The sequence below is a fragment of the Streptomyces mexicanus genome (assembly GCF_902506575.1).
GTDB classification, from domain to species: Bacteria; Actinomycetota; Actinomycetes; order Streptomycetales; family Streptomycetaceae; genus Streptomyces; species Streptomyces mexicanus.
In genome coordinates, this window is the sequence record NZ_LR732544.1 from 608986 (window position 1) to 633030 (window position 24045).

The following is a 24045-nucleotide window of genomic DNA, read 5'->3' on the forward strand; positions in this document are numbered from 1 at the left end:
CTCCGGAGGAGGGGGCGCGGGGCGCCTCCCGGGGCGCCTCGGGCCGTGTCCCGCGGGACCGGCCGGTCGTGGGATGATCGGGGCCATGCGTGAACGAGTGGTGGCCGCCTGCGACGGGGCGTCGAAGGGAAATCCCGGTCCGGCCGGCTGGGCGTGGGTGATCTCCGACGAGAGCGGGATTCCGTCCCGCTGGGAGGCGGGCCCGCTCGGCACGGCCACCAACAACGTCGCCGAACTCACCGCCCTGGAAAGGCTGCTGGCGGCCACAGACCCGGACGTGCCGCTGGAGATCCGCATGGACTCCCAGTACGCGATGAAGGCGGTCACCACCTGGCTGCCCGGGTGGAAGCGCAACGGGTGGAAGACGTCCGCCGGCAAGCCCGTCGCCAACCAGGAGCTGGTCGTCCGCATCGACGCGCTGCTGGAGGGCCGCGCGGTCGACCTGCGCTACGTGCCCGCCCACCAGGTCGACGGCGACAAGCTCAACGACTTCGCCGACCGCGCCGCCAGCCAGGCGGCGAGCGCCCAGCAGGCCGCGGGCAGCGCCCTGGGCTCCCCGGAGCCGCCGCCCGCCCCCGCGGCGGCGGCCGCCGCACCGCGCCGCCGCGCGAACGGCGCCAAGACCGCACGCCGCGGCTCCGGCGGCTCCGCGCGCACGATCAAGGCCAAGTTCCCCGGCCGCTGCGTGTGCGGCCGCTCCTACGCGGCCGGCGAGCCCATCGCCAAGAACGACCAGGGGTGGGGCCACCCCGAATGCCGCACGGCCGTCGCCGGCTGAGCAGGCGGCACCCTCCGCGGCCCTCGTCCGCCGCCCCCGGCCGGGCCGCCGATTCCGTGCCGGGCGGTGGCGGATGACACACTGGCCCCCATGGACGAACGTGAATTCGGCAGGTCACACCAGCACGCGTCGGTCGTCGGGCTCGGCACCTGGCAACTGGGCGCGGACTGGGGCGACGTGGAAGACAAGCAAGCCCTCGCCGTGCTGGAGGCGGCCGCCGAGTCGGGGGTGACCTTCTTCGACACCGCCGACGTCTACGGCGACGGGCGCAGCGAGCAGACCATCGCCACGTTCCTCGGCTCCCGCCCGGACCTGCACGTGCTGGTCGCCACCAAGATGGGCCGGCGCGTCGAGCAGATCCCGGAGAACTACGTCCTGGACAACTTCCGCGCCTGGAACGACCGCTCCCGGCGCAACCTCGGCGTCGACCGGATCGACCTGGTGCAGCTGCACTGCCCGCCGACCCCCGTGTACTCCCGCGACGAGGTGTTCGACGCCCTCGACACGCTCGTCGAGGAGGAGCGCATCGCCGCCTACGGCGTCAGCGTGGAGACCTGCGCCGAGGCGCTCACCGCGATCGCCCGCCCGAACGTGGCCAGCGTGCAGATCATCCTCAACCCGTTCCGCATGAAGCCGCTGCGCGAGGTGCTGCCCGCCGCCCGCGAGGCCGGCGTCGGCATCATCGCCCGGGTCCCCCTCGCCTCCGGCCTGCTGTCGGGCAGGTACACCAAGGACACGGTCTTCCCCGCCAACGACCACCGCACCTTCAACCGCCACGGCGAGGCCTTCGACCAGGGCGAGACCTTCGCCGGCGTGGACTTCGCCACCGGCGTGGAGGCTGCGGCCGAGTTCGCCGCGCTCGCCCCCGAGGGCTGCACGCCGGCCCAGCTCGCCCTGCGCTGGATCATCCAGCAGCCCGGCGTCACCACCGTCATCCCCGGCGCCCGCTCGCCCGAGCAGGCCCGCGCCAACGCGGAGGCCGGCAAGATGCCCCCGCTGTCCGAGGAGACCCTGGCCGCGATCCGCGACCTGTACGACCGCCGGATCAAGGACCAGGTCGAGAGCCGCTGGTAGGACGTCGGTCACTTCGCCGTCACCGCGTGAGCGAAATCCGCGAGCCGGGGCATCCGCAACGGCACGGGGCCACGGCCCGCGGGCACCGCTGAGGAGGCGAGGTGACGGCGATGACCGGCGATCAGGCACCCCGGCGCCGGGGGCGTGACGAGACCGAGGAGGAACGCGCCGACCGCATGTGGGGGGAGTTGATCCAGGAGGTCCGCGTCGCGCAGACCGGAGTGCAGATCCTCTTCGGGTTCCTGCTCACCGTCGTCTTCCAGCCCAAGTACGACAGCCTGGCCCACGCCGACCAGGTCCTCTACATCGTCACGGTGTTCCTCGGGGCGGCCACGACCGGCGCGCTCATCGGGCCGGTCTCGCTGCACCGCCTGGTCTCCGGGCGCCGGGTCAAACCCCAGGCGGTGCGCCTGGCGTCCCGGCTGACCTTCGTCGGCCTGGTCCTGCTGGTCGCCACCACGACCTGTGCCCTGCTGCTGATCCTCAGGGTGGCCACGCACGGCGGGTTCGTGCCGTGGCTGGTCGCCCTCGTGGTCGCCTGGTACCTGCTGTGCTGGTTCGTGCTGCCCCTGTGGACCCGGCGCCGCTACACCGCCCGGTGAGACGGCCCGCGGGCCCCAGGGGCCGCCCCCCGGTCAGCCGAGGGCGTCGTGCAGTGCGGGCAGCAGCGTCTTCGCCGACCAGTCCAGGAACGCCTCCTGCGTCTCGCCGCCGATCTGCACCAGCGCGATCTCCGTGAACCCGGCCTCCGCGTACGGCCGCACCGCCTCCACGAACGCCTCCGGATCGTCGCCGCAGGGAATGGACTCGGCCACGTCCTCGGGCGTGACGAACTGCGTGGCCGCCTCGAACGAGTCCGGGTGCGGCAGCTCGGCGTTCACCTTCCAGCCGGAGCCGAACCAGCGGAACTGCTCGTGCGCCCGGGCGATCGCCGCGTCGCGGTCGGTGTCGTAGCACACCGGCAGCTGGCCCACCCGCGGCTTGCCCTGACCGCCGTGCCGGTCGAAGGCCTCCAGCAGGTCGGCCTTGGGCTCGGTGGCGATCACCAGGTCGGCCAGGTGCCCGGCGAGTGTGCAGGACTGCTCGCCGGAGACCGCGATCCCGATGGGCGGCGGCTGGTCGGGCAGGTCCCACAGCTTGGCCGACTCCACGTCGAAGTGCACGCCGTGCCGGGTGACGTGGCCGCCCTGGAACAGGGCGCGGATGATCTCCACGGCCTCCTGGAGCCGCTCGTGGCGTACGTCGACGGCGGGCCAGCCCTCGCCGACGACGTGCTCGTTGAGGTTCTCGCCCGCGCCGAGGCCCAGCCGGAACCGGCCCTCGGACAGCAACTGCACCGTCGCCGCCTTCTGCGCCACGACCGCCGGATGATAGCGGAACGTCGGGCAGGTCACGTACGTCATCAGCGGGATGCGCGAGGTCGCCTGCGCGGCCGCCCCGAGGACGCTCCAGGCGTACGGTGAGTGACCCTGTGAACGCAGCCACGGGAAGTAGTGGTCCGAGGTCACCGAGAAGTCGAAGCCGACCTCCTCGGCGCGCACCACGTGCTGGACCAGCTCGCGCGGACCGGCCTGCTCGGTCATCATCGTGTATCCGATTTGCACCATGCCCGCCGAGTCCCCGGACCCGGTGCACCGAAAACGGGAGACCGTTCCCGGCGCACGGCGCACGGCGCACGGCGCACGGCGCACGGCGCACGGCGCACGTGCACGGCTACGGACCGGGACGGATCCGGACCGGGACGGGCCCGAAGCGGCGGCGCCCCGGACCAGGCCCGTACCCGGTCCGGACCCGGCTCTCAGCGCAGCCCGAAACCCTCCGCCCAGGACATGACGTCGGCGGTCGTGGCGTTGCCCCCGCACACCACGAGGCCCAGCCGGGCCCGGTCCCCGACCCGTTCGCGCACCAGCCGGGCCGCCGGCAGCAGGCAGCCCGCGGCGGGCTCGGCCCACAGCTTGGCGTGCTCGGCGAGGTCCAGGCACCCCTGCACGGCGTCCCGGTCCGACACGACCAGCACCTCCTCGACCAGCGCGGCGACGTGGTCGTAGGTCAGCTGCGAGACCGTCGGGGCGCTCAGCGTCGTGATGATCGAGGAGACGGCCACCGGCACCGGGCCGCCCGCGGCCAGCGCCTCGGACATCGCCTGGGCGCCCTCCGTCTCCACGCCCCAGACCCGCACCCCGGGCCGCAGCGCGCGCAGCGCCGCGGCGACGCCCGCGATCAGGCCGCCGCCGCCGATGCTGACGAGCACGTCGGTGAGGTCACCGGCGTCCTGCGCCAGTTCCAGGCCGACGGTGCCCTGCCCGGCGATCACCACCGGGTCGTCGAAGGGGTGGACCAGGGTGAGGCCTTCGTCCCGCAGTCGGGTCGCCGTCGCGAACGCCTCGTCCATGCCGTCCGTCAGCCGCACCGTCGCCCCGGTCGCCTCCGCCAGCTCGATGGACCGGGCCGGCGCCGAGCGGGGCATGACCACGGTCGCCTTCACGTCCAGGGCCGCCGCCATCACCGCCAGCGCGATCCCGTGGTTGCCGCCGCTGACCGCCACCACGCCCGCGGCCCGCTCCGCCTCGCCCAGCGACAGCAGCTTCGCCGTCGCGCCGCGCGCCTTGAAGGAGCCGGTGCGCTGCAGCAGCTCCAGCTTCGCGGTCACGGGGACGCCGAGCAGCGCGGACAGACCCGGGCTGGGCACGGTCGGGGTCCGTACGACGTGGCCGGTGATCCGCTCGGCGGCGGCTTCGATCTCCGAGATGCCGATCAAGGCTGTTCACCCTTCCGGCGCGGGGGCTGACGGTCCGCGCCACCCTCGACCCTCGCCCGGCCGGGCACCGCGGGTCAACACGTTTCGGCATCGGGCGCCGGGCGGGCCGGGTGCTCAGTGCTGCTGCGGCTTCGCCGGCGTGGCCTCGCTGGGCCGGACCACGACGTGGCCCTCGCCGCGCAGCATCAGCTGGACGGCCTCGCCGGAGCCGCCGCGCAGCATCGAGCCGAGCGACTGCGAGCGGTGCAGCGAGGTCTCCAGACGGGCCGTCCAGCCGACGACGGCGTCGGTGTCGACGTACACCGGCTGCTCCGGTGTGACCGGCAGGACGAGGGGCGTGCCGTCGCACACCAGGCCGAGGCGCCCCTGCCCGGTGAACACGCTGTTGAACAGTCCGCCGCCCGCGATGCCGGAGCCCTTCACCGTGGTGATCCGGTAGGTCAGCGACGCGTCGAAGCACAGGACGTTGCGGCCGTTGACGGTGAACTCCTCGCCCGGCTCCACCTCGACGACGAAGCAGTTCTGCGCCTCGTGCGCGAACCACGCCTCGCCCCGCCCGCGCACCGCCATGAGCGGCAGCCCTTCCCCGGTGACCGCACGTTTGAGCATGCCGCCCACGCCCTGGCCCTTGCGCTCGAAGCGCAGATCACCGCGGAAGGCCACCATCGAGCCCTGGCGGGCGACCATCTCGCCGTCCACCACGTACCGGAGGCACTTGGCGTTCTCGACGGACATGCCGGGCGCGGACGCGGGCCGCACCACGTGCTCACTGGAAAAGAGATCACCCTTCATGTGGGCATCCTGGCCCGGAACCACTCGTTCCGCCAAGATCGCCCGCGGACGCGTGACCCGGGTCAGCGGGCGAGGTCGCCGCCCGCGGCGGCGCGACGCGGCGGGGCCGTGCCGCGCGCCTTGGCCTTCTTGCCGCAGAACGCCGACTCCAGCGTGCCCAGCATCGTGGTGTTCACCGCGTCGTTGTTGGAGGTGGTGGCCAGTGCCGTCAGGCTGCGCAGCCCGTCCTTGCTGGTGAACGCGTAGGTGTAGTAGCCCTGCACGACACCGGTGTGCCCGTACACCGACACCCCGCACGACAGGTCGCGGCGGCGCAGCCCGAGCCCGTAGGCCTGGCCGGTTCCAGCGGGCAACCATCTCTGCATCTCGGCCAGTTGGGCGGCGGGCAGCAGTCGTCCGCCGAGCAGGGCGGAGAGGAAGGTGTTCAGGTCGCGGGTGGAGGAGATGAGCGCGCCCGCGCTCTGCGCCCAGGACGCGGTCTGGTCGGTGGCGTCCACGAGGGCGGACTTCGGCTCGTCGGGGGTGAGATAGCCGTGTGCGTGGCGGCCGGGGATCTTCGTGTCCGGGTGGACGTAGAAGGTGTCGGTGAGCTTCAGCGGCTCGATGATGCGCCGCTCGTACGCGGTGCGCACCGGGTGTCCGGTGAGCTTCTCGATGAGCAGCCCGGCGACCACGAAGTTGGTGTTGGAGTAGGAGTAGACGGTGCCGGGTGTGTGGGTGAGCGGGTGCTTCAGCGACCGGGCGAGAAGGTCGCGGTAGCTGAAGACCTTGGTGCGCACCGCCTCGAAGCCGGGCACGGTATGGGCGAACATGTCGTAGGTGTAGTCGTACAGACCGCTGCGGTGGCTGAGCACGTGGCGCACCGTGATCCGGCGGTCGGGCAGCAGGCCCGGCAGGTAGTGGTCGACGGACGCGTCGAGGTCCAGCCGTCCCTCTGCGGCCAGTTGCAGCAGGACGACCGCGGAGAAGACCTTGGTGACGCTGCCGATGCGGAACCGGTCGGCGGTGTCCATCGGCTCGCCGGTGCCGCGGTCGGCGACGCCCTCGGTGGCCCGGTGCACGGTGGCGTGGTCGTCGTAGGACGTGCGGTGGTCGTCGATCCGCGCCATCGCACCGGGCGCGCCCTGGGTGAGCGCGGTGCGCAGCAGGCGGCTCAGAGCCGCCGTGTCGGGGGCCGGCAGGGCATCGGGTGCCGTCGCGTGCGGCCGCTGCCCCGCGGCGTGTGCCGGTCCGGCCAGCAGGGCCAGCACCAGCGATCCGGCGAGCGCGCTGCCGCGCAGGGTTCGTGAGGCCATACGGTTCCCTCCCGGATCCGGTGGCCCGGATCCGTGCGAGATCGGTCACATGCGGATCATGCAACCTTCTCGCACCGCGTCACATCTCCTGGTACGACACACAGTTGGTCGCCCGCCGATCACCGAGTGGGGTGGATCGGCAAAAGATTGTCATGGGCTGCACGGAATTGGTCCTTCGTGCTTTACATGGGCATGACTCGCCCCTGTAGGTTCCTTCGGGGCCGCATCAGCCCCCATGGCGCAACGACGCCATGCGCTCCGGGCGGTCGGCCGGTGCCGAGCGCCCGCACGGAAAGAAGGACCCTCAAGAGTGCACAGACCCCACATACGCAACGTGGCGGTCGCCGTCGTCGTGACGACGGCCGCCACGGGCCTGGCCGGCACGGCCCTGGCCGCCCCCGCCACGGGGGCGGGCCACCGCACCGTGTCGTCCGCGGTGTCCTCCACCGCCGCGGTGGTGAACGCCGCCCGCGCCGCCGCCTTCGCGCACCCCTCGGCGACCGGTGTCACACAGGGCGACGCGCTGCGGGCCGAGGACGTGATGCTGGACCCCGAGGGGGCCCGGCACGTCCGGTTCATACGCACCCACCAGGGCATGCCCGTCCTCGGCGGCGACCTCGTCGTCCACCTGGACCGCACGCTCGCCTACACCGGTGTCACCCGGGCCGCCGACCACAAGGTCGTCCCCGCCACCACCACCGCCCGGCTGACGCCCGCTCAGGCGGCCGCCACCGCGGCCTCGGCGGCCGGCGGCCGCGCGGGCACCGCCCAGCTGGTCGTGGACGCCCGCGGCGGCGCCTCGGCCCTCGCCTACCAGGTGCACGTCACCGGCAGCGCCACCGACGAGGACACCGGCTCCCGCACGGTCGTCGTCGACGCCCTGACCGGAAAGGTGCGCAGCAACACCCCCGACAGCGACGAGTTCCTGTCGCCGAAGCTGCTCGCCGCCCTGCGCGAGCGCGGACAGACGCTGCGCCCGGTCACCGCCACCGCCCCGCGCACCGCCCGCCGCGCGATCCCGTACTCGTCCTCCGTGGCGAAGTACCCGCGCACCGCGACGGGCACCGGCTCGTCCCTGTTCGTGGGCACGGTCCCGCTGATCACCACCCAGACGGGCCGCACCGGCTACCTGCTGAAGGACCCCACCCGCTACGGCACCGAGACGCGGGACGCGAAGAACCAGCTGACGGAGAGCTTCTCCAGCGGCACTCCGATCACCAGCACCACCGACACGTGGGGCAACGGCGCCGTCTCCAGCCGCGTCAGCGCCGCCGTGGACGCCCAGTACGGCATCACCAAGACGCTGGACTTCTATCAGAAGACCTTCGGGCGCAAGGGCATCGAGAACAACTCCCGCGGTGCCAAGGGCATGGTCCACTTCGGCAACCGGATCGCGAACGCCTTCTGGGACCCGGCCTGCGGCTGCATGCTCTACGGTGACGGCGACGGCGGCATGTTCCCCAAGCCGCTCGTCGCGCTCGACGTCACCGGCCACGAGCTGACCCACGGCGTCGTGGACGCCACCGCGCAGCTGGAACCCACCCGCGTGGACGCCCGCGGCAACCAGTACGGCGAGCCCGGGGCGCTCAACGAGTCGCTGGCCGACATCTTCGGCTCCGACGTGGAGTTCTTCGCCAACAACGCCAAGAACCCGCCGAACTACCTCATCGGCGAGAAGCTGGGCCTGTCCCAGAAGTTCCTGCGCCGCCTGGACCACCCCTCCCTCGACAAGCTGGAGGGCACGATCGACTACTGGTCGCCGGCGGTGTACGACACCGAGGTCCACGCGGGCTCCGGGGTCTCCTCGCACGCGTTCTACCTGCTCGCCGAGGGCAGCGGCCGCAAGACGATCGGCGGCGTCACCTACGACTCGCCGACGTACCAGAACCTGACGGTGCGGGGCATCGGCCGCACCAAGGCCACGGCCGTCTTCTACCGGGCGCTGACCCGCTACATGGTCTCCACCACCGACTTCCACGACGCGCGCCTCGCGACGCTGGCGGCGGCCAGGGACCTGTACGGTCAGGACAGCACCGAGTACCGGACGGTGGACCAGGCCTGGGCCGCGGTCAACGTCACCGCCGCCAACACCCCGGCGGCCCGCCCCTGACGCGTCGCCACCCGCGGTGATACCCGGATGCCCCGCCCCAGCGGCGGGGCATCCTCATACGCGTCGGCCGGGACGGCACCGCGAGGTGCTGCGGTAGAGCGCGCCCGGTGGGGAACACTGGGCCACGGACGGACAACCGGCCCGATACGAAAGAGGCGGACGGCATGGCACGACCGGTCACGGCAGGAGTCGACGGATCCGAGGAGAGCCGCGCAGCGCTGGCCTGGGCCGCCCGGGAGGCCGAACGCCGCGGTCTGCCGCTGCGCGTGGTGCACGCCTGGCGCTTCGAGGTCCACGACGCCGTCGACCTCGGCGACCGCGACGCCCAGCGGCAGAGCTTCCAGGACATGATCACCGGCGCCCTCCGCGAGGTCACCGACCGCCACCCGGACCTGACCGTGACCACCGACGTCGTGGAGGACGACGCCGCGGACGCCCTGACCGCCGCCGCGGCGGACGCGCACCTGCTGGCACTCGGCTCGCGCGGACAGGGCGCGCTCGTCCGCTTCCTCGTCGGCTCCGTCGGGCAGCAGGTGATCGCCCGGGCCGCCCGGCCCGTCGTCCTGGTGCGCGCCGGTGACGACCCCGCCGCCGAGGCGGCCGGGCGGGAGATCGTCGTCGGCCAGCACGGCAGCGCCGAGGACAGCGCCGAGGCCCTGCGGTTCGCCTTCGAGACCGCCGCCGCCCGCGGCGCCCAGGTCCGCGCCGTACGCGCCTGGACCCTGCCGCCGGTCTTCGCCTACAGCCCCGGCTCGATGCAACTGCTCGACGACGCCGGGGGACTGGAACCCTACGAGACGAAGGCGCTCGCCGAGGCCCTGCGGCCGTGGCGCGAGCGCTTCCCGGACGTGCCCGTCGTGGAGCACGTGGAGATGGGCAGCGCCGGCCAGGTGCTGCTGGCGGCGGCGGAACACGCCCAACTGGTGGTCGTGGGACGCCGGGCCCGCCGCACCGCGGTGGGCGCGCGCATCGGCTCCGTGGCGCACGGTGTGCTGCACCACGCCGGCTGCCCGGTGGCCGTGGTCCCGCCCGCCTGAACCGCTCAGGGCGTCGTCGCGTCCAGGGCGGTACGCGCCTTGGGCAGGACGTTCTTGATGTAGTCCGCGACGGCGGTGTCCAGGCCTATGTCGTGCTGCGCCCGCTCGGACAGGTACCAGCGGTGCTCCAGCAACTGGTGGTACAGCTCGGCCGGGTCCATCCCGCCGCGCAGCTCGGCCGGCACCGCCCGCACGGTGGGCCGGAACACCTCCCGCACCCAGCGGTGCGCCAGCACCTCCGGGCGGGCCGACAGGGGGTCGCCCGGGGTGTAGTCCTCCTGGGTGGCCATCCAGCTCTCCAGGTCGTTCAGCAGCCGCCGGGCCTGGTTCTCCTCGGTGTCCAGCCCCGTCAGGCGCAACAGCTGCCGCTGATGGTGGCCGGCGTCGACGACCTTGGGCACGAAGGTGACGGTGTCGCCGTTGGACGAGTGCTCTATCTGCATCTCCGCCACGTCGAAACCCAGGTCGTTCAGCCGCCGTATCCGGCGCTCGATGTAGTGGTACTTGCCCGCCGGGTAGACCGAGGTGCGGGTCAGCTCCTGCCACAGGCTCCGGTAGCGGGCGCAGATCTCCGTGCCGAACTCCACCGGGTCCACCGACGGGTGCAGCGCCCCGGACGCCTCCAGGTCCAGCAGCTCGCCACTGATGTTCACCCGGGCCAGGTCCAGGTCGTACTCCCGCTGCCCGGGACTCAGCCGCGGGTGCAGCTCGCCGGTCTCGGCGTCCACCAGATAGGCGGCGTAGGCGCCCGCGTCCCGCCGGAACAGCGTGTTGGACAGCGAGCAGTCGCCCCAGGCGAACCCGGCCAGGTGCAGCCGCACCAGCAGCACGGCGAGGGCGTCCATCAGGCGGTGCATGGTGGCCGGACGCAGCGTCGTCTCGAACATCGACCGGTACGGCATCGAACCGCCCAGGTGCCGGGTGACCAGCACCGGCTCCAGCGGGGCGCCCGCCCGGTCGGTGCGGCCGGTGACCACGGCCAGCGCGTCCACCGCGGGGATGGACAGCCGGTCCAGGTCGCGCAGCAGCTCGTACTCGCGCAGCGCCGGCCGCTCGGCCAGCTCCTTGACCGCGATCACCTCCTCGCCCGCGCGGGCGTAGCGCACGACGTGCCGGGAGATGCCGCGCGGCAGCGGTACGAGACGGTCCTCGGGCCATTCCTCGAGCGGGGTGTCCCAGGGCAGTTCGAGCAGGAGCGCGGGATGCTCCGGATTGGTGGCGCTGATCTGCAAGGCCATGGCGGCAAGCCTAGGGCCTTCCGTTCGGATCAGGCCGGATCGGTGAGCGGGGCCGGGTGCCGTGCATCACAAGGCGGAGGAGGGCGCGCCATGGCAACCGACGACGACGCGGCGAGGCACGGGGCCAGGGCCCGTGAGCCCGGCGTGATCCGGACGACAGGCCCTGAGTGTGCGCGCCGCCGGTCAGTACGCCTGCAGCGCCTGGTCCCGTGCCTGCCGTGCGGCCTGCCCGACCGGGCCGTGGAGCACGGGGCCGTGGCCGGGCAGCAGCACCTCCGCGTCCAGGGCTTCGAGGACGTCCAACGAGGCCACGGCGCGGGCGCGTTCGTGGTGGAACATGTCCGGCAGCAGTTGCGGCCCGCGCAGCCGCGAGGTGGCGTGCCCGCTGACCAGCGCGTCACCGGAGACCAGCACGCCCCTGTCGGGCAGATGGAAGACCACATGGCCCCGGGTGTGCCCGGGTGTGTGCACCGGCACCGGCCGCCCGGGCACGTCCAGCGGGCCCGGCACCGGGAACGGCCGGGGCTCGGCGACCGGGATGTGCGCGGTGCCGCCGACCCGCAGCGCGTGCACGGCCCACGGCAGCACCCCCGGCCGCCAGCCGTTTCGCAGCACCTGACCCACGCTCACCTGGTGCAGGAACTCCCGCCGGGCGTGCGGCACCTCGGCCTCGTGCAGGTACACCGGGGTGCCGTGGGCGGCGCGCAGGTACTCGGCGGAGCCCAGATGGTCGTTGTGCGCGTGGGTGATCAGCACCGCCGCCAGCGCGCCCGGCGGGACACCCACCGCGGCCAGCGACGCCAGCAGCTGCTCCCGGTCGGCCGGATACCCGGTGTCGATCAGCGTGGCCGCCTCCCCGTCCGTGAGGATCACCCAGTTGGTGTGACTGCCGTGCACCAGCAAGGTGCCGTCGGCGACCTGCTGCACGCCCGCCTTCATCGATCTCCCCGCATCCCGCGCGACTGCCCGACCAGGACAGCGAACCCGACCACGACAGCAAACCACGTCCGCCGGGAGGGCCGATACGTTCGTCCCGGCCGCGAGGGGGCGCGGTCGGGACGGTGACGAGGTCCCGGCCCGGGAAGGCGCCCGCCGCTGCGGGGCGCGGGTGGCGCCGGCCGCCGTGCGCCGCGCCGCGACGTCACGAGGCGTCCACGCGGGGGAAGAGGTACTCGTCCAGCAGGATGCCGATGGCGACGGCCGCCGGCACCGCGACGAGCGCGCCGATGATGCCGAGCAGGGCGCCGCCGACGAGGACGCCCACGACGGTGACCACCGGGTGCACGTCGACGGCGTACTTCATGGCACGGGGAGTGATCAGGTAGTCCTCGGCGAGCCGGAAGGCGATGTAGAAGCCGGCGGTGGCGCCGGCGATCGGCAGGGAGACCGACAGGGCGACCAGGCTGACGGCCACCCCGGCGATCGTCGAGCCGAGCACCGGGATGAGGTCCATCAGGGCCACGAAGAAGCCCAGGGCGGCGGGGTAGGGCACGCCGACCGCCGCGCACCAGGCGAAGGTGGCGAGGCCGGCGATGCCGGACGTGGCGATGTTGGCCAGCATGAAACGACCGGTGCGGGCCAGGATCTCGTCGGTGACGGCCTCGGCCCGCGGGCGCCGGCTGGCGGCGACGAAGCGGAAGCAGAACCCCTTGATCACGGGCAGCCCGGCCATGATGTAGATGGTCACGACGACGACGATGACCACCGACGTCACCAGGCTGAGCACGATCTTCCCCGCGCCGAGCACACCGCCCACGACGCCGGCCCCGCCGGAGGTCAGGGCCTGCCGGAGCTTGGAGATCACCTGGTACCGGTCCTCCAGGTGACCGAGGAACGAATGGCGGTTGTGGAGTTCGGTCAGCCAGCGAGGTACGGCCTTGACCAGCGCGTTCACCTCGTCGCTGACGGGCTGGGCGACCAGCGCGGCGAAGCCCGCCAGGCAGGCGGTGAACAGCAGGAGCACCACGACGACCGCCCAGCCGCGCCGTACCCGGTGCCGGGTCAGCAGGCCGACGAGCGGTTCGAGGCCGACGGCGACGAAGACGGACGCCAGGAAGAGCGACAGCAGCTCCCCGATCTGCCAGACCGTGTGCACCAGCAGCCAGGCCAGGGTGGCCCCGAGACCGAGTCCGAACCCCGCGCGCAGCCATCCGCCGGTGCGCACCCCGGCCCCCAGCCGGACGGCCTCGTTCCCGCTCTCCCGCCGCCCCGCACGTCGCTGAGCGTCCCGGGGGCCGGCTCCCGCCCCGCGCCCGGTGGCGCGGTGTACGCGCCCGAGTCGTCGGGCGGGGGTGGCGTGGCCCCGTGCCATGGGCTGCCCTCCTCATCGGGCGACGAAGGCGTGAGCGGCCGGCGGTGCGCGCGGCCACCGTCCGTGGAGGAACGCCCTCCGTCCCTGATCCTGCCGCCCCCGGGGCCCACCCGCTACTTCCGGGCCTCGCGCGGCGCCACCCGTTCTCCGCAGGCGGCCGGCGGCGCCGGCGGCGTGCCCGACGGCGTGTCAGCCGTGGTTCGCCGACGACGGGGCGGCCGGTGTGCCCGCTCGCGGCTGCGGGTGGTCGGCCGCGTGCAGCATCGGCGCGGTGTGCCGTTCGGGGCGGTGGGTTCCCTCGGACGGGACCGCGCTGCGGTAGGTGTCGGCCTCGTCGGGCAGCGGGACGGGCCGTCGGGCGACGAGGTGGCCGACCCAGCGCCGGCCGCAGTACGCGCAGGCGGGCGCGCCTTGCGGGGTGTAGGGGGAGGGAACCGGCTCGTTGTCGTAGGAGAAGTGCTCCCACTCGTCGCCGTGGTCGTCCACGCGGCGCTGGACGTCGTAGTCGACGCTCCAGCGGTGCCAGCACGAGCCGCAGGTGAATTCGACACGCTCGACGGCCAGTTCGGTGATCACTGTCCAGCACCTCCTGTCCTGCCACGGGCACGGAGCGCCTGTCCCTCTTTCCTGTCTTTCGTATACCTCGCAAGCGCGACTGTTGACAAGCGAGGGCTCAGGTTTTATCCCGGGCATGTGCGCAATGTCGTCGAACGCCGCAGGTGGCGACGGCTGCCGCCGTGCCTCGCACGGTGCCGTGCGTCGCGGGGGCGGCGGTCGGGGAGGTGGCTCGCATGGAGGTGCCGGACCTGTACGCGGTGCTCGGGGTGGAGCCCTCGGCCACGGCGCAGGCGATCACCTCCGCCTTCCGCCGCCGGGTGCGGGAGCTGCGCCCGGACACCCGCGTGGACGCCGACACGGCGCGGCGGTTCGGGCAGGTGCGCGCGGCGTACGAGACCCTGCGCGACCCCGTACGGCGCTCGGCCTACGACCGGACCCGCGCCCCGGCCCCCGGCGGGACCGCCGGAGCTGACCGGCTCCCGCCGCGACCGGCACCCGGGCGGCGGGGCGTGGTCCTGGGGGACCCGCCCGCCGAACCGCCCCTGCGCGCCGGCCCGGTGCGCTGGGAGCGGCCGCGGCGCTCCTGATCCGCGCGTCGACAGGGGGACACGGGGCGGGGCGAAGCGGCGCGCGAGCGCCCTCGCGGTTCAGCGCACGCCGGCCGGGCGGAACTGGATGCTGATCCGCGGTTCGGTGGCCCGCGTGCTCTTGGGCACGCAGTGCTCCCAGGTGCGCTGGCAGGAGCCGCCCATGACGATCAGGTCGCCGTGGCCCAGCGGGCGCCGCAGCGTCGGGCCGCCCCCGCCCGCCGGACGCAGCAGCAGGTCGCGGGGCGCGCCCACGGAGAGGATGGCGACCATCGTGTCCTCGCGCCTGCCCCGGCCGATGCGGTCGCCGTGCCAGGCGACGCTGTCCCGGCCGTCGCGGTAGTAGCACAGCCCGGCCGTCGTGAACGGCTCGCCCAGCTCGGCGGCGTAGTGCGCGGACAGCGCGTCGCGGGCCTCGGTGAGCACCGGGTGCGGCAGCGGATCTCCCGCGCCGTAGAAGGCGAGCAGCCGGGGGACGGTCACGACGTTGTCGTACATCTTCCGGCGCTCCGCGTGCCAGGGCACCTCCGCGGCCAGCTGCTCGAACAGGTCGTCGGCGCCGGTGAGCCACCCCGGCAGCAGATCGATCCAGGCGCCCCGGCCGAGGTCCGTGCGGTGCAGGCCGTCCAGCGGGCCGAGCCGCAGCTCGTCGGCCTGGTCGAACAGGGAGCCCTGCAGGTGGTGCGCGGTCATACGGCCAGCGTACCTCTGTAATCGAAAATACGTTCCCCTTGGGTGGTGGCGGCCAGAGGCGGGGCCTGTCGGGGCGGTGAGGGTTCCGGAGGCTCTGGGGCTCCGGCCTCTTCCGATACATCGCTGTATCGGATACGTTCCCGTATCGATCGGAGGGCGCGGATGACGGTCGAGGGGGCGAACGGGCCCGGCGCGGGGCAGCGCCCGACCCGGCGGCGGGAGCGGACGCGGGCCAGGCTGCTGGAGGCCGCCTTTCGGGTGTGCGCCGCCAAGGGCTTCGGCCGGGTGTCGATCGAGGAGGTCTGCGAGGCCGCCGGATACAGCAGGGGCGCCTTCTACTCCAACTTCGCCACGCTGGACGAGCTCTTCTTCGCCCTGTACCGGGAACGCGCCGAACTGATCGCGGACCAGGTGGCGGGAGCGCTCGCCGCGGACGCCGCCGACGACGGGGACGCCGTGGACAGTGGTCGCGCGGCCGGCGGTCCGGACGGCGACGGCACGGATCTCGAGGTGCGGGCCGCCGTCGACCGGGTCACCGAGGTGCTGCTGCTCGATGTGGACTGGCTCCTGGTCAAGACCGACTTCCTCGTGCACGCGGCCCGCCGCCCCGACGTGGCCCGCACCCTGCTGGAGCACCGGGCGCGGCTGCGCCGGGCGATCGCGGACCGGCTCGCCCGCGCCCACGCGCACACCCCCCTGCCCGCCGTCCTCGGCGACGCCGACGCCGCCGCCCACGCGGTCGTCGCCGCCTACGACGGCGTCACCACCCGGCTGCTGCTGGACAAGGACGTCGACGGCGCCCGCACCTGGCTCGGCCAGTTGCTCACCGCGCTGCTCACGGACGGCGGCACCCGCCGTGCCCACCCGCACTGAGGAGTCACCCGCAGGGAGAACCGCCGACCCGCACTGAGCATGCGCACCCGCACGGGGAACCGCAGACACGCACTCAGGACCGCGGACCCGCACGGAACAGCTGACACGCACTGAGGACTGAGGAAAGGGAACGGTCGCCATGGACGCGGACGTCATCGTCGTCGGAGCCGGCCTCGCGGGCCTGGTCGCGGCGCACGAACTGACCAGCCGGGGCCGCAGGGTCGCCCTCGTCGACCAGGAGAACGCCGCCAACCTCGGCGGCCAGGCCTACTGGTCGTTCGGCGGCCTGTTCCTCGTCGACTCCCCGGAGCAGCGGCGCCTGGGCGTCAAGGACTCCTTCGAGCTGGCGTGGCGCGACTGGCAGGGCAGCGCGCAGTTCGACCGGCTGGAGGACGAGGACTCCTGGGCGGTGCGCTGGGCCCGCGCCTACGTCGAGTTCGCGGCGGGGGAGAAGCGGTCCTGGCTGCACCGGCCCGGCATCACCCTGCTGCCCACGGTCGGCTGGGCCGAGCGCGGCGACCTCAGGGCGGACGGCCACGGCAACTCCGTGCCCCGCTTCCACATCGCCTGGGGCACCGGCACGGGCGTCGTCGAGCCGTTCGCCGACCGCGCCCGGCAGGCCGCCCGCGACGGGCTGCTCACCTTCCACCACCGCCACCGGGTGGACGAACTCGTCGTCGAGGGCGGCGCGGTACGCGGCGTGCGCGGCACGGTCCTCGCCCCGGACGACGCGCCCCGCGGCGTCGCCTCCAACCGGGAGGAGACCGGCGCCTTCGAGCTGACCGCGCAGGCCGTGATCGTCACCAGCGGCGGCATCGGCGCCAACCACGACATCGTGCGCCGCTACTGGCCCGAGCGCCTGGGCACCCCGCCCGCCCGGATGGTCACCGGCGTCCCGGCGTACGTCGACGGCCGGATGCTGGACATCGGCGCGTCCGCCGGTGTCCGCCTGGTCAACCGCGACCGCATGTGGCACTACACCGAGGGCGTGCGGAACTGGAACCCGATATGGCCCGGCCACGGCATCCGCATCCTGCCCGGCCCGTCCTCCCTCTGGCTCGACGCCCTCGGCCGCCGGCTGCCCGACCCCTGCCTGCCCGGCTACGACACGCTGAGCACCCTCAGGCACCTGCGCACCACCGAGGACATCGCCGGACACGACCACTCCTGGTTCGTGCTGACCCGGAAGATCGTGGAGAAGGAGTTCGCCCTGTCGGGCTCCGAGCAGAACCCCGACATCACCGCCAGGGACCGCCGGGCCGTGCTGCGCGACCGGCTGCTCGGCAAGGGCGCGCCCGGACCGGTACGGGACTTCCTGCGGCACGGCGCGGACTTCGTGGTCGCCGACACCCTGGAGCAGCTGGTCGGGAAGATGAACAAGCTGACCGAGCAGCCCCTGCTGGACGCCGCCGAGGTGCGCCGCCAGATCGAGGCCCGCGACCTGCAGATGGCCAACCCCTACAGCAAGGACACCCAGGTCCAGGGCATCCACAACGCCCGCCGCTACCTGGGCGACCGCCTGGGCCGGGTGGCCTCCCCGCACCGCCTCCTCGACCCCGCGGCCGGGCCCCTCATCGGCGTCAAGCTGCACATCCTGACCCGCAAGACCCTCGGCGGCATCCAGACCGACCTGGACTCCCGCGCCCTGGGCACCGACGGGCAGCCCATCGACGGCCTGTACGCGGCCGGTGAGGTCGCCGGGTTCGGCGGCGGCGGCGTCCACGGCTACAACGCCCTGGAGGGCACCTTCCTCGGCGGCTGCCTCTTCTCGGGCCGCGCGGCCGGCCGGGCGGCGGCACGCCAGACGGCCTGACGGGTTCCGACCGGCTGCGTGCGGGTACCCCGAGCGCCTGAGGCAAGAGGGAGATCATGACATGAGCGCATCGGACGACCTGCGGGTCCTGCACTCGCTGGCCGACCTCGCCGCACTCGTGGAGCGGCACCAAGGGCTGTACGTCCGCTGGTCGCGCGGCCCGGAGACCGATCTGGGCGCCACTTCCAGCACCGATGAACTCACCGGCGTCCGCATGCCGGGCCTGTCCGCCAACCCGCTCGACGTGGAGGAGTGGTGGCAGGACCGGTCCGTCGAGCTGGGGGTGGCGCGCCGCCTGTACGACTACGCGCCCCTGCCGCACGACAAGGGCCCCGGCGTGCGCCCCTGGGTGCTCAGGGGCCGGGAGCGGGGCCGCGGGCCCGACAACGAGCCGCTGGTGGTCGACGTCGAGCCCATGTGCTGGATCGACGCCGGCGTCATCGAGGAGGCGCGGGCCGCGGTCATGCGGCAGGAAGCGCAGTGGGGGACGCTGCGCCGCTCCGGCGGCTGACCCCCCGCGCCCCGCCGCGTCGGCCGCCCGCCGTTCAGGCCCTCGCACCGCGTCGCCCGCATGGGTCCCCGGCGCTGAGGACCCCGGCGCTGCTTCAGTCGGCCGCCGACGGTCCCGCGCCGCGCCGGCCGCTCGGGTTCCGGCGGCAGGCCGGGGGACCCGGCGGCCCGTCGGCGGTCAGCCGTAGCGGCGGCGGGCCGCCAGCGCGCGGCGCCTGAGCCCACGCCGTTCGGTCTCGCTCGTGCCGCCCCACACGCCGCTCGTCTGGTCCGTCTCCAGCGCCCACTGCAGGCACTCCTCCTGCACGGGGCAGCGCCGGCACACCGCCTTCGCCCGCTCGGTCTGGTGCAGGGCCGGACCCGTGCTGCCGATCGGGAAGAAGAGGTCGGGGTCCTCCTCGCGGCATGCGGCGCGGTATCGCCAGTTCTCCATGGAATGTCACCTGCTGCATCGATCGTCGTCTTTGTGTGACTGCTGCTCGACGTCGGGTCACCGCCCCCGGAGCGGTGAAACAGCCCGGCTCCCCGCCCGCCGCATCTTCGCGGAATCCGCACAACGGGGCCGGCACAAGCCGGGGCGACCCCCAGAGCCCCGCACCGGGACCCGCACACCGGTTCGGTGACCCCGGTCGCTGCTGCGATAGTTGACCGGAAAAGAAAGATGTACCGAGCAACAGGAAGCCCGTGGACACCAGCGAGACCACCGACAGCAGCATCCCTCCGCGCAGCGAGGGCGGCCCGGACCCGGCGCCGGCCGCCCGGCGCGGCTGGCGCCGCTGGGCCATGGACACCCGCCCGCTGCGCATCCCCGCCTACCGACGGCTGTGGTCCTCCACCGTGGTCACCGCCGTCGGCAGCCAGCTCACCGCCGTGGCCGTGCCCAAGCAGATCTACGACATCACCGGCTCCTCGGCGTGGGTCGGCTACGCGAGCCTGGCCGGCCTGGTGCCGATGGTGGTGTTCGCGTTGTGGGGCGGTGCGGTCGCCGACACCGTGGACCGCCGCAAGCTGCTGCTGATCACCAACAGCGGCATCGCCGTGACCTCGCTGCTGTTCTGGGTGCAGGCGGTGACCCGGCTGGAGTCGGTCGCGGTGCTGATGGTGCTGCTCGCCCTGCAGCAGGCGTTCTTCGGGCTGAACTCACCGGCCCGCAACGCCTCCATCGCGCGACTGGTCCCCGAGGAGGAACTGCCCGCGGCCAACGCCCTCAGCTCCACCGTGATGCAGACCGGCCTGGTGGCCGGGCCGCTGCTGGCCGGCGCGCTCATCCCCGTCATCGGGCTGCCCGAGCTGTACCTCATCGACGCCGTGGCGCTGTGCGTCACGCTCTGGGCGGTGCTGCGCCTGCCGCCGCTGCCGCCCCTGACGGAGGCGGTCACCCGCCGTGCGGGCGTGCGCGAGATCGTCGCCGGGTTCCGCTACATCTCCGGCCACAAGGTGCTGCTGCTGTCCTTCCTCGCCGACATCATCGCCATGGTGTTCGGCATGCCCCGGGCGCTGTTCCCGCAGCTCGCGGCCCAGACGTACGCCCCCTACGGCGAGGGGCTCGCCCTCGGCCTGCTGTTCGCGGCCATCCCCATCGGCGCGGTGCTCGGCGGCCTGTTCTCCGGCACTTTCTCCCGGGCACGCCGGCACGGGTGGATGGTGATCGGTGCCGTGACGGCGTGGGGCGCGGCCGTCGCCGGGTTCGGCGCCAGCCGGAACCTGTGGATCGCCGCGGCGTTCCTCGCCGTCGCCGGCGTCGCCGACATGGTCTCCATGGTCTTCCGCGGCGCGATCCTGCTGTCCGCCGCCACCGACGAGATGCGCGGCCGGATGCAGGGCGTCTTCACGGTCGTCGTCGCGGGTGGTCCGCGCCTGGCCGACGTCCTGCACGGCACGGCCGGCTCGGCCTTCGGGCCCCGCGCCGCCGTGGCCGGCGGCGGGCTGCTGGTGATGGCCCTGATGCTCGGCCTGGCCGCGGCGGTGCCGGCCCTGCGCCGCTACCGCATCTGACCCGGCGTCGGCGGGGCGCCGAGCGGACCGCGTCCGTGTCCCGGGCCGCGTGTTCGGGGCACGGACTTCCTGGGCCGGTCCGCGTCGCTATATCCCGCGCCGGGGGATCGTGTACTGCTCCAGCAGCCTGCCCCGGGTGGTCTCCAGCCGGTGGGCGAGGATCTCGGCGACCGTCCGCACCAGCGACAGTCCGAGCAGCGGATCCTCCACGCTGAGCGCCAGCACCGCCGCCCCGTCGAACTCGTAGGCGCGCACCGGACTGAACGCCTCGGCCCCGAAGCCCCACTCGTACGGCGGGAACAGCCAGGACCAGCCGAGCAGGTCGCCCGCTCCGAGGCTGGCCACGGTGACCCGGCGCTGCGGCGTGACCTGCTGGTCGAGGTGCACGGCGCCGGGGCGGATCACCCAGAAGCGGGCGGCGGGGCCGCCCGCCTCGAAGATCCGCGTGTCCTCCGGGAACGACACCTCCTTGGCCAGCTCCATCAGGCGTTCGCGTTGCTTGTGGGGGAGGGCGGTGAGCAGTTTGATGGCTTTGGTCATGACCCTGGGGCTCCTCGCCGGCGATGGGTTCCGCGCATGTGCCTACGCCCATTTCAGCGGCTGCGGGCCGGGCGGGCACCTCGGCGGACCCGACGCCCGTCCAGGGGAGCGCAGCACCGGAGCGCGGGGCGGTGGCCTGCGGGAGCGTGCGGGCATGAAAGAGCCCTGGCTGGACGGGGGAAGCCAGCCAGGGCCGTATGCGGCGGCGTACGGGGGACGTCCGTGGTCGACCCCGTCGCCGCGTATGGATGAACCGTAAACCATCTCTCGTCGTTTCACGCAGCCGGGGGCCGCTCACGTGATCGGTTTCACTCCCGGTGACCCGCCTCGGAGGCCGTGGCGGTGGTGCTCGGCCGGGGGTGTCTGCCGGGGGTGAGGATCTCGTCCAGCACCCTTCCCACCACCTCGTAGGCCAGCACCCGCCCGGCCGCCTCGCGGGCCGCCTCCGGCTCGGCCGGGCCGAGACGCTCGCGGCGGTCCCGCCACCGGCGTTCCTCCTCCTGCGCGCACGCCCTGGCGCGCTGAATGCGCCGCAGCAGTTCGTCCGAGTCCACGACATCGGTCATACGGCCCGTATACCCGCTCGGCGCCCTGTGATGGCTGTCGAGCCCAGCGTGACGCCGCCCGGCCCCGCACTCCGGCCGCGTCGCCGGGCGTACCGGATGTTTGGCCGGGCGCGGACAGGCTAGCCGGTGGGGGAGCCCGCGGCGCGGTGGGCCTTTTCGGCGGCTTCCACCAGCGCGGGACCCGGGCCGGTCCGGCTTCCCTACTTCGTCGTCCAGGGAGCGAGGAGATGACCGAGCAGCACAGGAGCACCTCATCCGCCGAACCGCCGTCCTGCGCGGACGGACCGGTGGGGCACGCGGGCGCCTGTAGGCCCGCCGATGCCCGCCGGGCCGTGGAACGCGCGATCGCCGCATGCTGCCGACCGGATCGTCCGTGCGACGAGCACGCCGTCTCGGACGCCCAGCTGGTCGCCTCGGAGCTGACCACCAATGCCATCCTGCACGGCGGCGGTGTGACCGATTTCCACGTCGACGTCGTCGGGCAGGACGTGCGGGTGTGCGTGAGCGACCGCAGCGACCGGTTGCCGGTGGCCCGGCCACCCGTTGACCGGCAGGGCCGGCGCCGGGTCGGCGGCCGCGGCTGGCCCATCGTGTGCCGGCTGGCGCGCGACGTGAAGGTGTCCGACCTGCCCTCGGGAGGCAAGTGCATCAGCGCCGTGGTGCCGCTGACCTGACCGGTACCGGCCGGCGGCGTGAGCCCGGCGTGCGAGTCGGCGCCCTGGACCGCCCCCGACGAGCGCAGGCCACCGACGAGTGCGGGTTCCCGACGGGAGTACGCCCTCCGACCAGCAAAGTATTGCCTGCTGCAAAGAAATCCAGGAAGCGGAGTTTGTCGTTCTTGGACCAGGGCAGACGGAATTTCGTGCTTCGGACCGGAGGCGCGCCAGCGGGAGCGGTACGGCCGCTCGGAGGCCCTCCAGGTCGCCCGGGCGCTCGCCCCGCCCCTCCCGCGGTACATCCCTGAGACCACCGTTCAGGAGCGATTCCGCATGCTCATCGATATGTCGACAAGCCGTTCCGGCGCCCCCGACGACCAGGCCGCCCCCGACGACCGGACCGCCCCCGTGGACCAGGCTCCCGCCCGGCGGTCGCACGACGACGCACCCGACACCGCGGCGCTCTTCCGGCGCCTGGCGGCCCTGGAGGACGGCCCGGAGCGGGACGCGGTCCGCGACGAACTCGTCACCGCCTGGCTGCCCATGGCCCACCGTATCGCCGGCCGCTTCCGCGACCGCGGCGAGTCGATCGAGGACCTGCGGCAGGTCGCGGCGCTGGGGCTGGTCAAGGCGATCGACCGGTTCGACCCCGACCGCGGAGCCTTCGAGAGCTACGCGGTGCCGACCATCACCGGCGAGGTCAAGCGGCACTTCCGCGACCGCATGTGGGCCCTGCGGGTGCCCCGCCGTGTCCAGGAGCTGCGCAACAAGGTGCGCGTGGCGCGCCGCGAACTCACCCAGAACCCCGGCAGCCCCGAGCCGTCGGTCGCCGCCATCGCCGCCCACTGCGGGCTGACGGAGGAGGAGGTCACCACGGGCCTGGAGGCGCTCGACAGCTTCAGCACCCTGTCCTTGGACGCCGAGCTGTCGGCCGGCGCCGACGGGTACAGCCTCGCCGACACCCTCGGCGCGGCGGACTCCTCCTACGACGTCGTCGTGGACCGGGAGTCCGCGAAGGAAGGGCTGCGCAGGCTTCCCGAACGCGAACGCGCCATCCTCTACATGCGCTTCTTCGAGGACATGACACAGAGCCGCATCGCGGACCGGCTGGGCATCTCGCAGATGCACGTCTCCCGGCTGATCAGCCGCAGCTGCGCCAAGGTGCGCGACGAGGTGCTGGCGGAGCGCGCCGCCCGGCGCGGCACCGGTGGCACCGGCGGCGGGCCGCGTCCTCCGGCCGCGTGAGCACGCTCCCGCGCCCCGGCGGGCAGCCGGCCCGCGCCCTCGTGCCCGCCGCTCCGGAACCCGTCGGCGCCCGCCGCGGTCCGGAACCCGTCCGCGCCCGCCGGTCCGCAACCCGCCCCCGGGGCGTCTGACCGGCGCCGGGCGGGGAACACGGAGCAGATGAACGAACACGAGCGTACGCCAGGCGACCGGGCCGTGGAGATGTACCTCGACCTCCTGCGGGTCCGGATGCCGGAGGAGGACTACGAACGCCTCCTCACCGTCGTCGACCCCGTCCTGCGGTCCATCCACGAACAGAGCGAGCAGGGAGTGCCCACGGCCGACTTCCCCCTGGACGGACCCGTGACCCAGGGCCTGCCCCAGGAGATACGCGACGAAGCGGCCCTGGTGATCGCCACCGCGGTCACCGGCAGACTGGACAACGAGGTGGTCGTTCTCGACATCGAGGAGACCGGCCCGGTCCGGGTGGTCACCGACGCCACCACCGCCTCCGACCCGGCGCGGCTGACCGAGATCGCCGACTACATCCGCGCGCGCCACCGCGAGACCGAGGAACTGCGCGGCATCGCCGAGGCCAGTGGCCTGCCCACGGACTTCTGACGGCCGGCACGGCCCG

25 protein-coding genes are annotated in these 24045 nt (G+C 73.6%); 13 read left to right on the plus strand and 12 right to left on the minus strand.

The window, feature by feature from the left end:
• Positions 1-73 precede the first annotated feature (73 nt).
• The 3 genes from GV126_RS02815 (at position 74) to GV126_RS02825 (ending at position 2454) form a co-directional block, all read left to right on the plus strand.
• Positions 74-778 (plus strand): ribonuclease H family protein, encoded by a 705-nt coding sequence (locus GV126_RS02815; protein ID WP_159662375.1) that lies wholly within the window; start codon positions 74-76, stop codon positions 776-778.
• A 90-nt stretch (positions 779-868) separates the two neighbouring features.
• Complete coding sequence (locus tag GV126_RS02820; RefSeq protein ID WP_159662377.1) at positions 869-1852, plus strand: aldo/keto reductase; 984 nt, start codon at positions 869-871, stop codon at positions 1850-1852.
• A 110-nt stretch (positions 1853-1962) separates the two neighbouring features.
• Positions 1963-2454, plus strand: coding sequence for a DUF6328 family protein (locus tag GV126_RS02825; protein ID WP_159662378.1), 492 nt, complete (start codon positions 1963-1965; stop codon positions 2452-2454).
• A 33-nt stretch (positions 2455-2487) separates the two neighbouring features.
• Here the strand turns inward: GV126_RS02825 and GV126_RS02830 are convergent, their stop codons facing one another.
• The 4 genes from GV126_RS02830 to GV126_RS02845 all read right to left on the minus strand — a co-directional run bounded on the left by GV126_RS02830 (position 2488) and on the right by GV126_RS02845 (position 6697).
• Entirely contained in the window at positions 2488-3459 is a 972-nt protein-coding gene (locus GV126_RS02830) for an LLM class F420-dependent oxidoreductase (RefSeq protein WP_159662380.1), read from the minus strand.
• Positions 3460-3650: 191 nt separating this feature from the next.
• A complete protein-coding gene (locus GV126_RS02835) occupies positions 3651-4610 on the minus strand; it encodes a threonine/serine dehydratase family protein (RefSeq protein ID WP_159662382.1) in 960 nt (319 codons plus the stop codon).
• A gap of 114 nt (positions 4611-4724) precedes the next feature.
• Positions 4725-5402 carry an AIM24 family protein gene (locus tag GV126_RS02840; RefSeq protein WP_159662384.1) on the minus strand — a complete coding sequence of 226 codons (678 nt, stop codon included), beginning with the start codon at positions 5400-5402 and terminating at the stop codon, positions 4725-4727.
• A gap of 62 nt (positions 5403-5464) precedes the next feature.
• Complete coding sequence (locus tag GV126_RS02845) at positions 5465-6697, minus strand: serine hydrolase domain-containing protein (protein WP_185946960.1); 1233 nt, start codon at positions 6695-6697, stop codon at positions 5465-5467.
• 310 nt (positions 6698-7007) lie between these two features.
• Here GV126_RS02845 and GV126_RS02850 point away from each other — a divergent pair, with 310 nt between their 5' ends.
• Both GV126_RS02850 and GV126_RS02855 read left to right on the plus strand, forming a co-directional pair.
• A complete protein-coding gene (locus tag GV126_RS02850; RefSeq protein WP_185946961.1) occupies positions 7008-8807 on the plus strand; it encodes a M4 family metallopeptidase in 1800 nt (599 codons plus the stop codon).
• 164 nt (positions 8808-8971) lie between these two features.
• Positions 8972-9844: a universal stress protein gene (locus GV126_RS02855; RefSeq protein ID WP_159662386.1), complete on the plus strand. Its 873-nt coding sequence runs from the start codon at positions 8972-8974 to the stop codon at positions 9842-9844.
• A gap of 5 nt (positions 9845-9849) precedes the next feature.
• Here GV126_RS02855 and GV126_RS02860 read toward each other — a convergent pair whose 3' ends face one another.
• From GV126_RS02860 to GV126_RS02875, 4 genes are all read right to left on the minus strand, one after another.
• On the minus strand, positions 9850-11082 hold the full coding sequence (locus GV126_RS02860) for a DUF4032 domain-containing protein (RefSeq protein WP_159662388.1): 1233 nt from the start codon (positions 11080-11082) through the stop codon (positions 9850-9852).
• 183 nt (positions 11083-11265) lie between these two features.
• A complete protein-coding gene (locus GV126_RS02865) occupies positions 11266-12021 on the minus strand; it encodes an MBL fold metallo-hydrolase (RefSeq protein ID WP_159662390.1) in 756 nt (251 codons plus the stop codon).
• A gap of 202 nt (positions 12022-12223) precedes the next feature.
• On the minus strand, positions 12224-13246 hold the full coding sequence (locus GV126_RS02870) for an AI-2E family transporter (protein ID WP_236569851.1): 1023 nt from the start codon (positions 13244-13246) through the stop codon (positions 12224-12226).
• A 336-nt stretch (positions 13247-13582) separates the two neighbouring features.
• Entirely contained in the window at positions 13583-13969 is a 387-nt protein-coding gene (locus tag GV126_RS02875) for a hypothetical protein (RefSeq protein WP_159662394.1), read from the minus strand.
• 215 nt (positions 13970-14184) lie between these two features.
• Between GV126_RS02875 and GV126_RS02880 the strand changes: the two genes are divergently transcribed.
• Positions 14185-14538, plus strand: a complete 354-nt coding sequence (locus tag GV126_RS02880; RefSeq protein ID WP_159662396.1) for a J domain-containing protein — start codon at positions 14185-14187, stop codon at positions 14536-14538.
• A 60-nt stretch (positions 14539-14598) separates the two neighbouring features.
• On the opposite strand, the gene GV126_RS02885 is transcribed toward GV126_RS02880, so the two are convergent.
• Positions 14599-15231 carry an alpha-ketoglutarate-dependent dioxygenase AlkB gene (locus tag GV126_RS02885; protein WP_159662398.1) on the minus strand — a complete coding sequence of 211 codons (633 nt, stop codon included), beginning with the start codon at positions 15229-15231 and terminating at the stop codon, positions 14599-14601.
• Between the two features lie 162 nt (positions 15232-15393).
• Between GV126_RS02885 and GV126_RS02890 the strand changes: the two genes are divergently transcribed.
• The 3 genes from GV126_RS02890 (at position 15394) to GV126_RS02900 (ending at position 18428) form a co-directional block, all read left to right on the plus strand.
• The gene (locus tag GV126_RS02890; protein ID WP_159662400.1) at positions 15394-16104 is read left to right on the plus strand and encodes a TetR/AcrR family transcriptional regulator; all 711 of its coding nucleotides are present in this window, start codon (positions 15394-15396) and stop codon (positions 16102-16104) included.
• A 139-nt stretch (positions 16105-16243) separates the two neighbouring features.
• Positions 16244-17917 carry an FAD-binding dehydrogenase gene (locus GV126_RS02895; RefSeq protein ID WP_159662402.1) on the plus strand — a complete coding sequence of 558 codons (1674 nt, stop codon included), beginning with the start codon at positions 16244-16246 and terminating at the stop codon, positions 17915-17917.
• Positions 17918-17978: 61 nt separating this feature from the next.
• Entirely contained in the window at positions 17979-18428 is a 450-nt protein-coding gene (locus tag GV126_RS02900) for a DUF6098 family protein (RefSeq protein ID WP_159662404.1), read from the plus strand.
• Between the two features lie 177 nt (positions 18429-18605).
• Here the strand turns inward: GV126_RS02900 and GV126_RS02905 are convergent, their stop codons facing one another.
• The gene (locus tag GV126_RS02905) at positions 18606-18860 is read right to left on the minus strand and encodes a WhiB family transcriptional regulator (RefSeq protein WP_159662406.1); all 255 of its coding nucleotides are present in this window, start codon (positions 18858-18860) and stop codon (positions 18606-18608) included.
• Between the two features lie 251 nt (positions 18861-19111).
• Between GV126_RS02905 and GV126_RS02910 the strand changes: the two genes are divergently transcribed.
• Complete coding sequence (locus GV126_RS02910) at positions 19112-20422, plus strand: MFS transporter (protein ID WP_159662408.1); 1311 nt, start codon at positions 19112-19114, stop codon at positions 20420-20422.
• A gap of 87 nt (positions 20423-20509) precedes the next feature.
• Here the strand turns inward: GV126_RS02910 and GV126_RS02915 are convergent, their stop codons facing one another.
• Both GV126_RS02915 and GV126_RS02920 read right to left on the minus strand, forming a co-directional pair.
• Positions 20510-20962 (minus strand): cyclic nucleotide-binding domain-containing protein, encoded by a 453-nt coding sequence (locus tag GV126_RS02915; RefSeq protein WP_159662410.1) that lies wholly within the window; start codon positions 20960-20962, stop codon positions 20510-20512.
• A gap of 308 nt (positions 20963-21270) precedes the next feature.
• Positions 21271-21528 (minus strand): 3-deoxy-D-manno-octulosonic acid transferase, encoded by a 258-nt coding sequence (locus tag GV126_RS02920; protein WP_159662412.1) that lies wholly within the window; start codon positions 21526-21528, stop codon positions 21271-21273.
• A 227-nt stretch (positions 21529-21755) separates the two neighbouring features.
• Between GV126_RS02920 and GV126_RS02925 the strand changes: the two genes are divergently transcribed.
• The 3 genes from GV126_RS02925 (at position 21756) to GV126_RS02935 (ending at position 24029) form a co-directional block, all read left to right on the plus strand.
• Positions 21756-22202: an ATP-binding protein gene (locus GV126_RS02925; protein ID WP_159662414.1), complete on the plus strand. Its 447-nt coding sequence runs from the start codon at positions 21756-21758 to the stop codon at positions 22200-22202.
• Positions 22203-22517: 315 nt separating this feature from the next.
• Complete coding sequence (locus GV126_RS02930) at positions 22518-23429, plus strand: SigB/SigF/SigG family RNA polymerase sigma factor (protein WP_159662416.1); 912 nt, start codon at positions 22518-22520, stop codon at positions 23427-23429.
• A 159-nt stretch (positions 23430-23588) separates the two neighbouring features.
• Positions 23589-24029, plus strand: a complete 441-nt coding sequence (locus tag GV126_RS02935) for a hypothetical protein (protein ID WP_159662418.1) — start codon at positions 23589-23591, stop codon at positions 24027-24029.
• Positions 24030-24045 lie beyond the last annotated feature (16 nt).

What these genes read in the sequence shown, in the direction of transcription:
- GV126_RS02815 (WP_159662375.1), top strand. Translation starts at nt 74, where the DNA reads ATGATCGGGGCCATGCGTGAACGAGTGGTGGCCGCCTGCGACGGGGCG.
- GV126_RS02820 (WP_159662377.1), top strand. Translation starts at nt 869, where the DNA reads ATGGACGAACGTGAATTCGGCAGGTCACACCAGCACGCGTCGGTCGTC.
- GV126_RS02825 (WP_159662378.1), top strand. Translation starts at nt 1,963, where the DNA reads ATGACCGGCGATCAGGCACCCCGGCGCCGGGGGCGTGACGAGACCGAG.
- GV126_RS02830 (WP_159662380.1), bottom strand. Translation starts at nt 3,459, where the DNA reads ATGGTGCAAATCGGATACACGATGATGACCGAGCAGGCCGGTCCGCGC.
- GV126_RS02840 (WP_159662384.1), bottom strand. Translation starts at nt 5,402, where the DNA reads ATGAAGGGTGATCTCTTTTCCAGTGAGCACGTGGTGCGGCCCGCGTCC.
- GV126_RS02845 (WP_185946960.1), bottom strand. Translation starts at nt 6,697, where the DNA reads ATGGCCTCACGAACCCTGCGCGGCAGCGCGCTCGCCGGATCGCTGGTG.
- GV126_RS02855 (WP_159662386.1), top strand. Translation starts at nt 8,972, where the DNA reads ATGGCACGACCGGTCACGGCAGGAGTCGACGGATCCGAGGAGAGCCGC.
- GV126_RS02860 (WP_159662388.1), bottom strand. Translation starts at nt 11,082, where the DNA reads ATGGCCTTGCAGATCAGCGCCACCAATCCGGAGCATCCCGCGCTCCTG.
- GV126_RS02865 (WP_159662390.1), bottom strand. Translation starts at nt 12,021, where the DNA reads ATGAAGGCGGGCGTGCAGCAGGTCGCCGACGGCACCTTGCTGGTGCAC.
- GV126_RS02880 (WP_159662396.1), top strand. Translation starts at nt 14,185, where the DNA reads ATGGAGGTGCCGGACCTGTACGCGGTGCTCGGGGTGGAGCCCTCGGCC.
- GV126_RS02885 (WP_159662398.1), bottom strand. Translation starts at nt 15,231, where the DNA reads ATGACCGCGCACCACCTGCAGGGCTCCCTGTTCGACCAGGCCGACGAG.
- GV126_RS02890 (WP_159662400.1), top strand. Translation starts at nt 15,394, where the DNA reads ATGACGGTCGAGGGGGCGAACGGGCCCGGCGCGGGGCAGCGCCCGACC.
- GV126_RS02895 (WP_159662402.1), top strand. Translation starts at nt 16,244, where the DNA reads ATGGACGCGGACGTCATCGTCGTCGGAGCCGGCCTCGCGGGCCTGGTC.
- GV126_RS02900 (WP_159662404.1), top strand. Translation starts at nt 17,979, where the DNA reads ATGAGCGCATCGGACGACCTGCGGGTCCTGCACTCGCTGGCCGACCTC.
- GV126_RS02905 (WP_159662406.1), bottom strand. Translation starts at nt 18,860, where the DNA reads ATGGAGAACTGGCGATACCGCGCCGCATGCCGCGAGGAGGACCCCGAC.
- GV126_RS02915 (WP_159662410.1), bottom strand. Translation starts at nt 20,962, where the DNA reads ATGACCAAAGCCATCAAACTGCTCACCGCCCTCCCCCACAAGCAACGC.
- GV126_RS02920 (WP_159662412.1), bottom strand. Translation starts at nt 21,528, where the DNA reads ATGACCGATGTCGTGGACTCGGACGAACTGCTGCGGCGCATTCAGCGC.
- GV126_RS02925 (WP_159662414.1), top strand. Translation starts at nt 21,756, where the DNA reads ATGACCGAGCAGCACAGGAGCACCTCATCCGCCGAACCGCCGTCCTGC.
- GV126_RS02930 (WP_159662416.1), top strand. Translation starts at nt 22,518, where the DNA reads ATGCTCATCGATATGTCGACAAGCCGTTCCGGCGCCCCCGACGACCAG.
- GV126_RS02935 (WP_159662418.1), top strand. Translation starts at nt 23,589, where the DNA reads ATGAACGAACACGAGCGTACGCCAGGCGACCGGGCCGTGGAGATGTAC.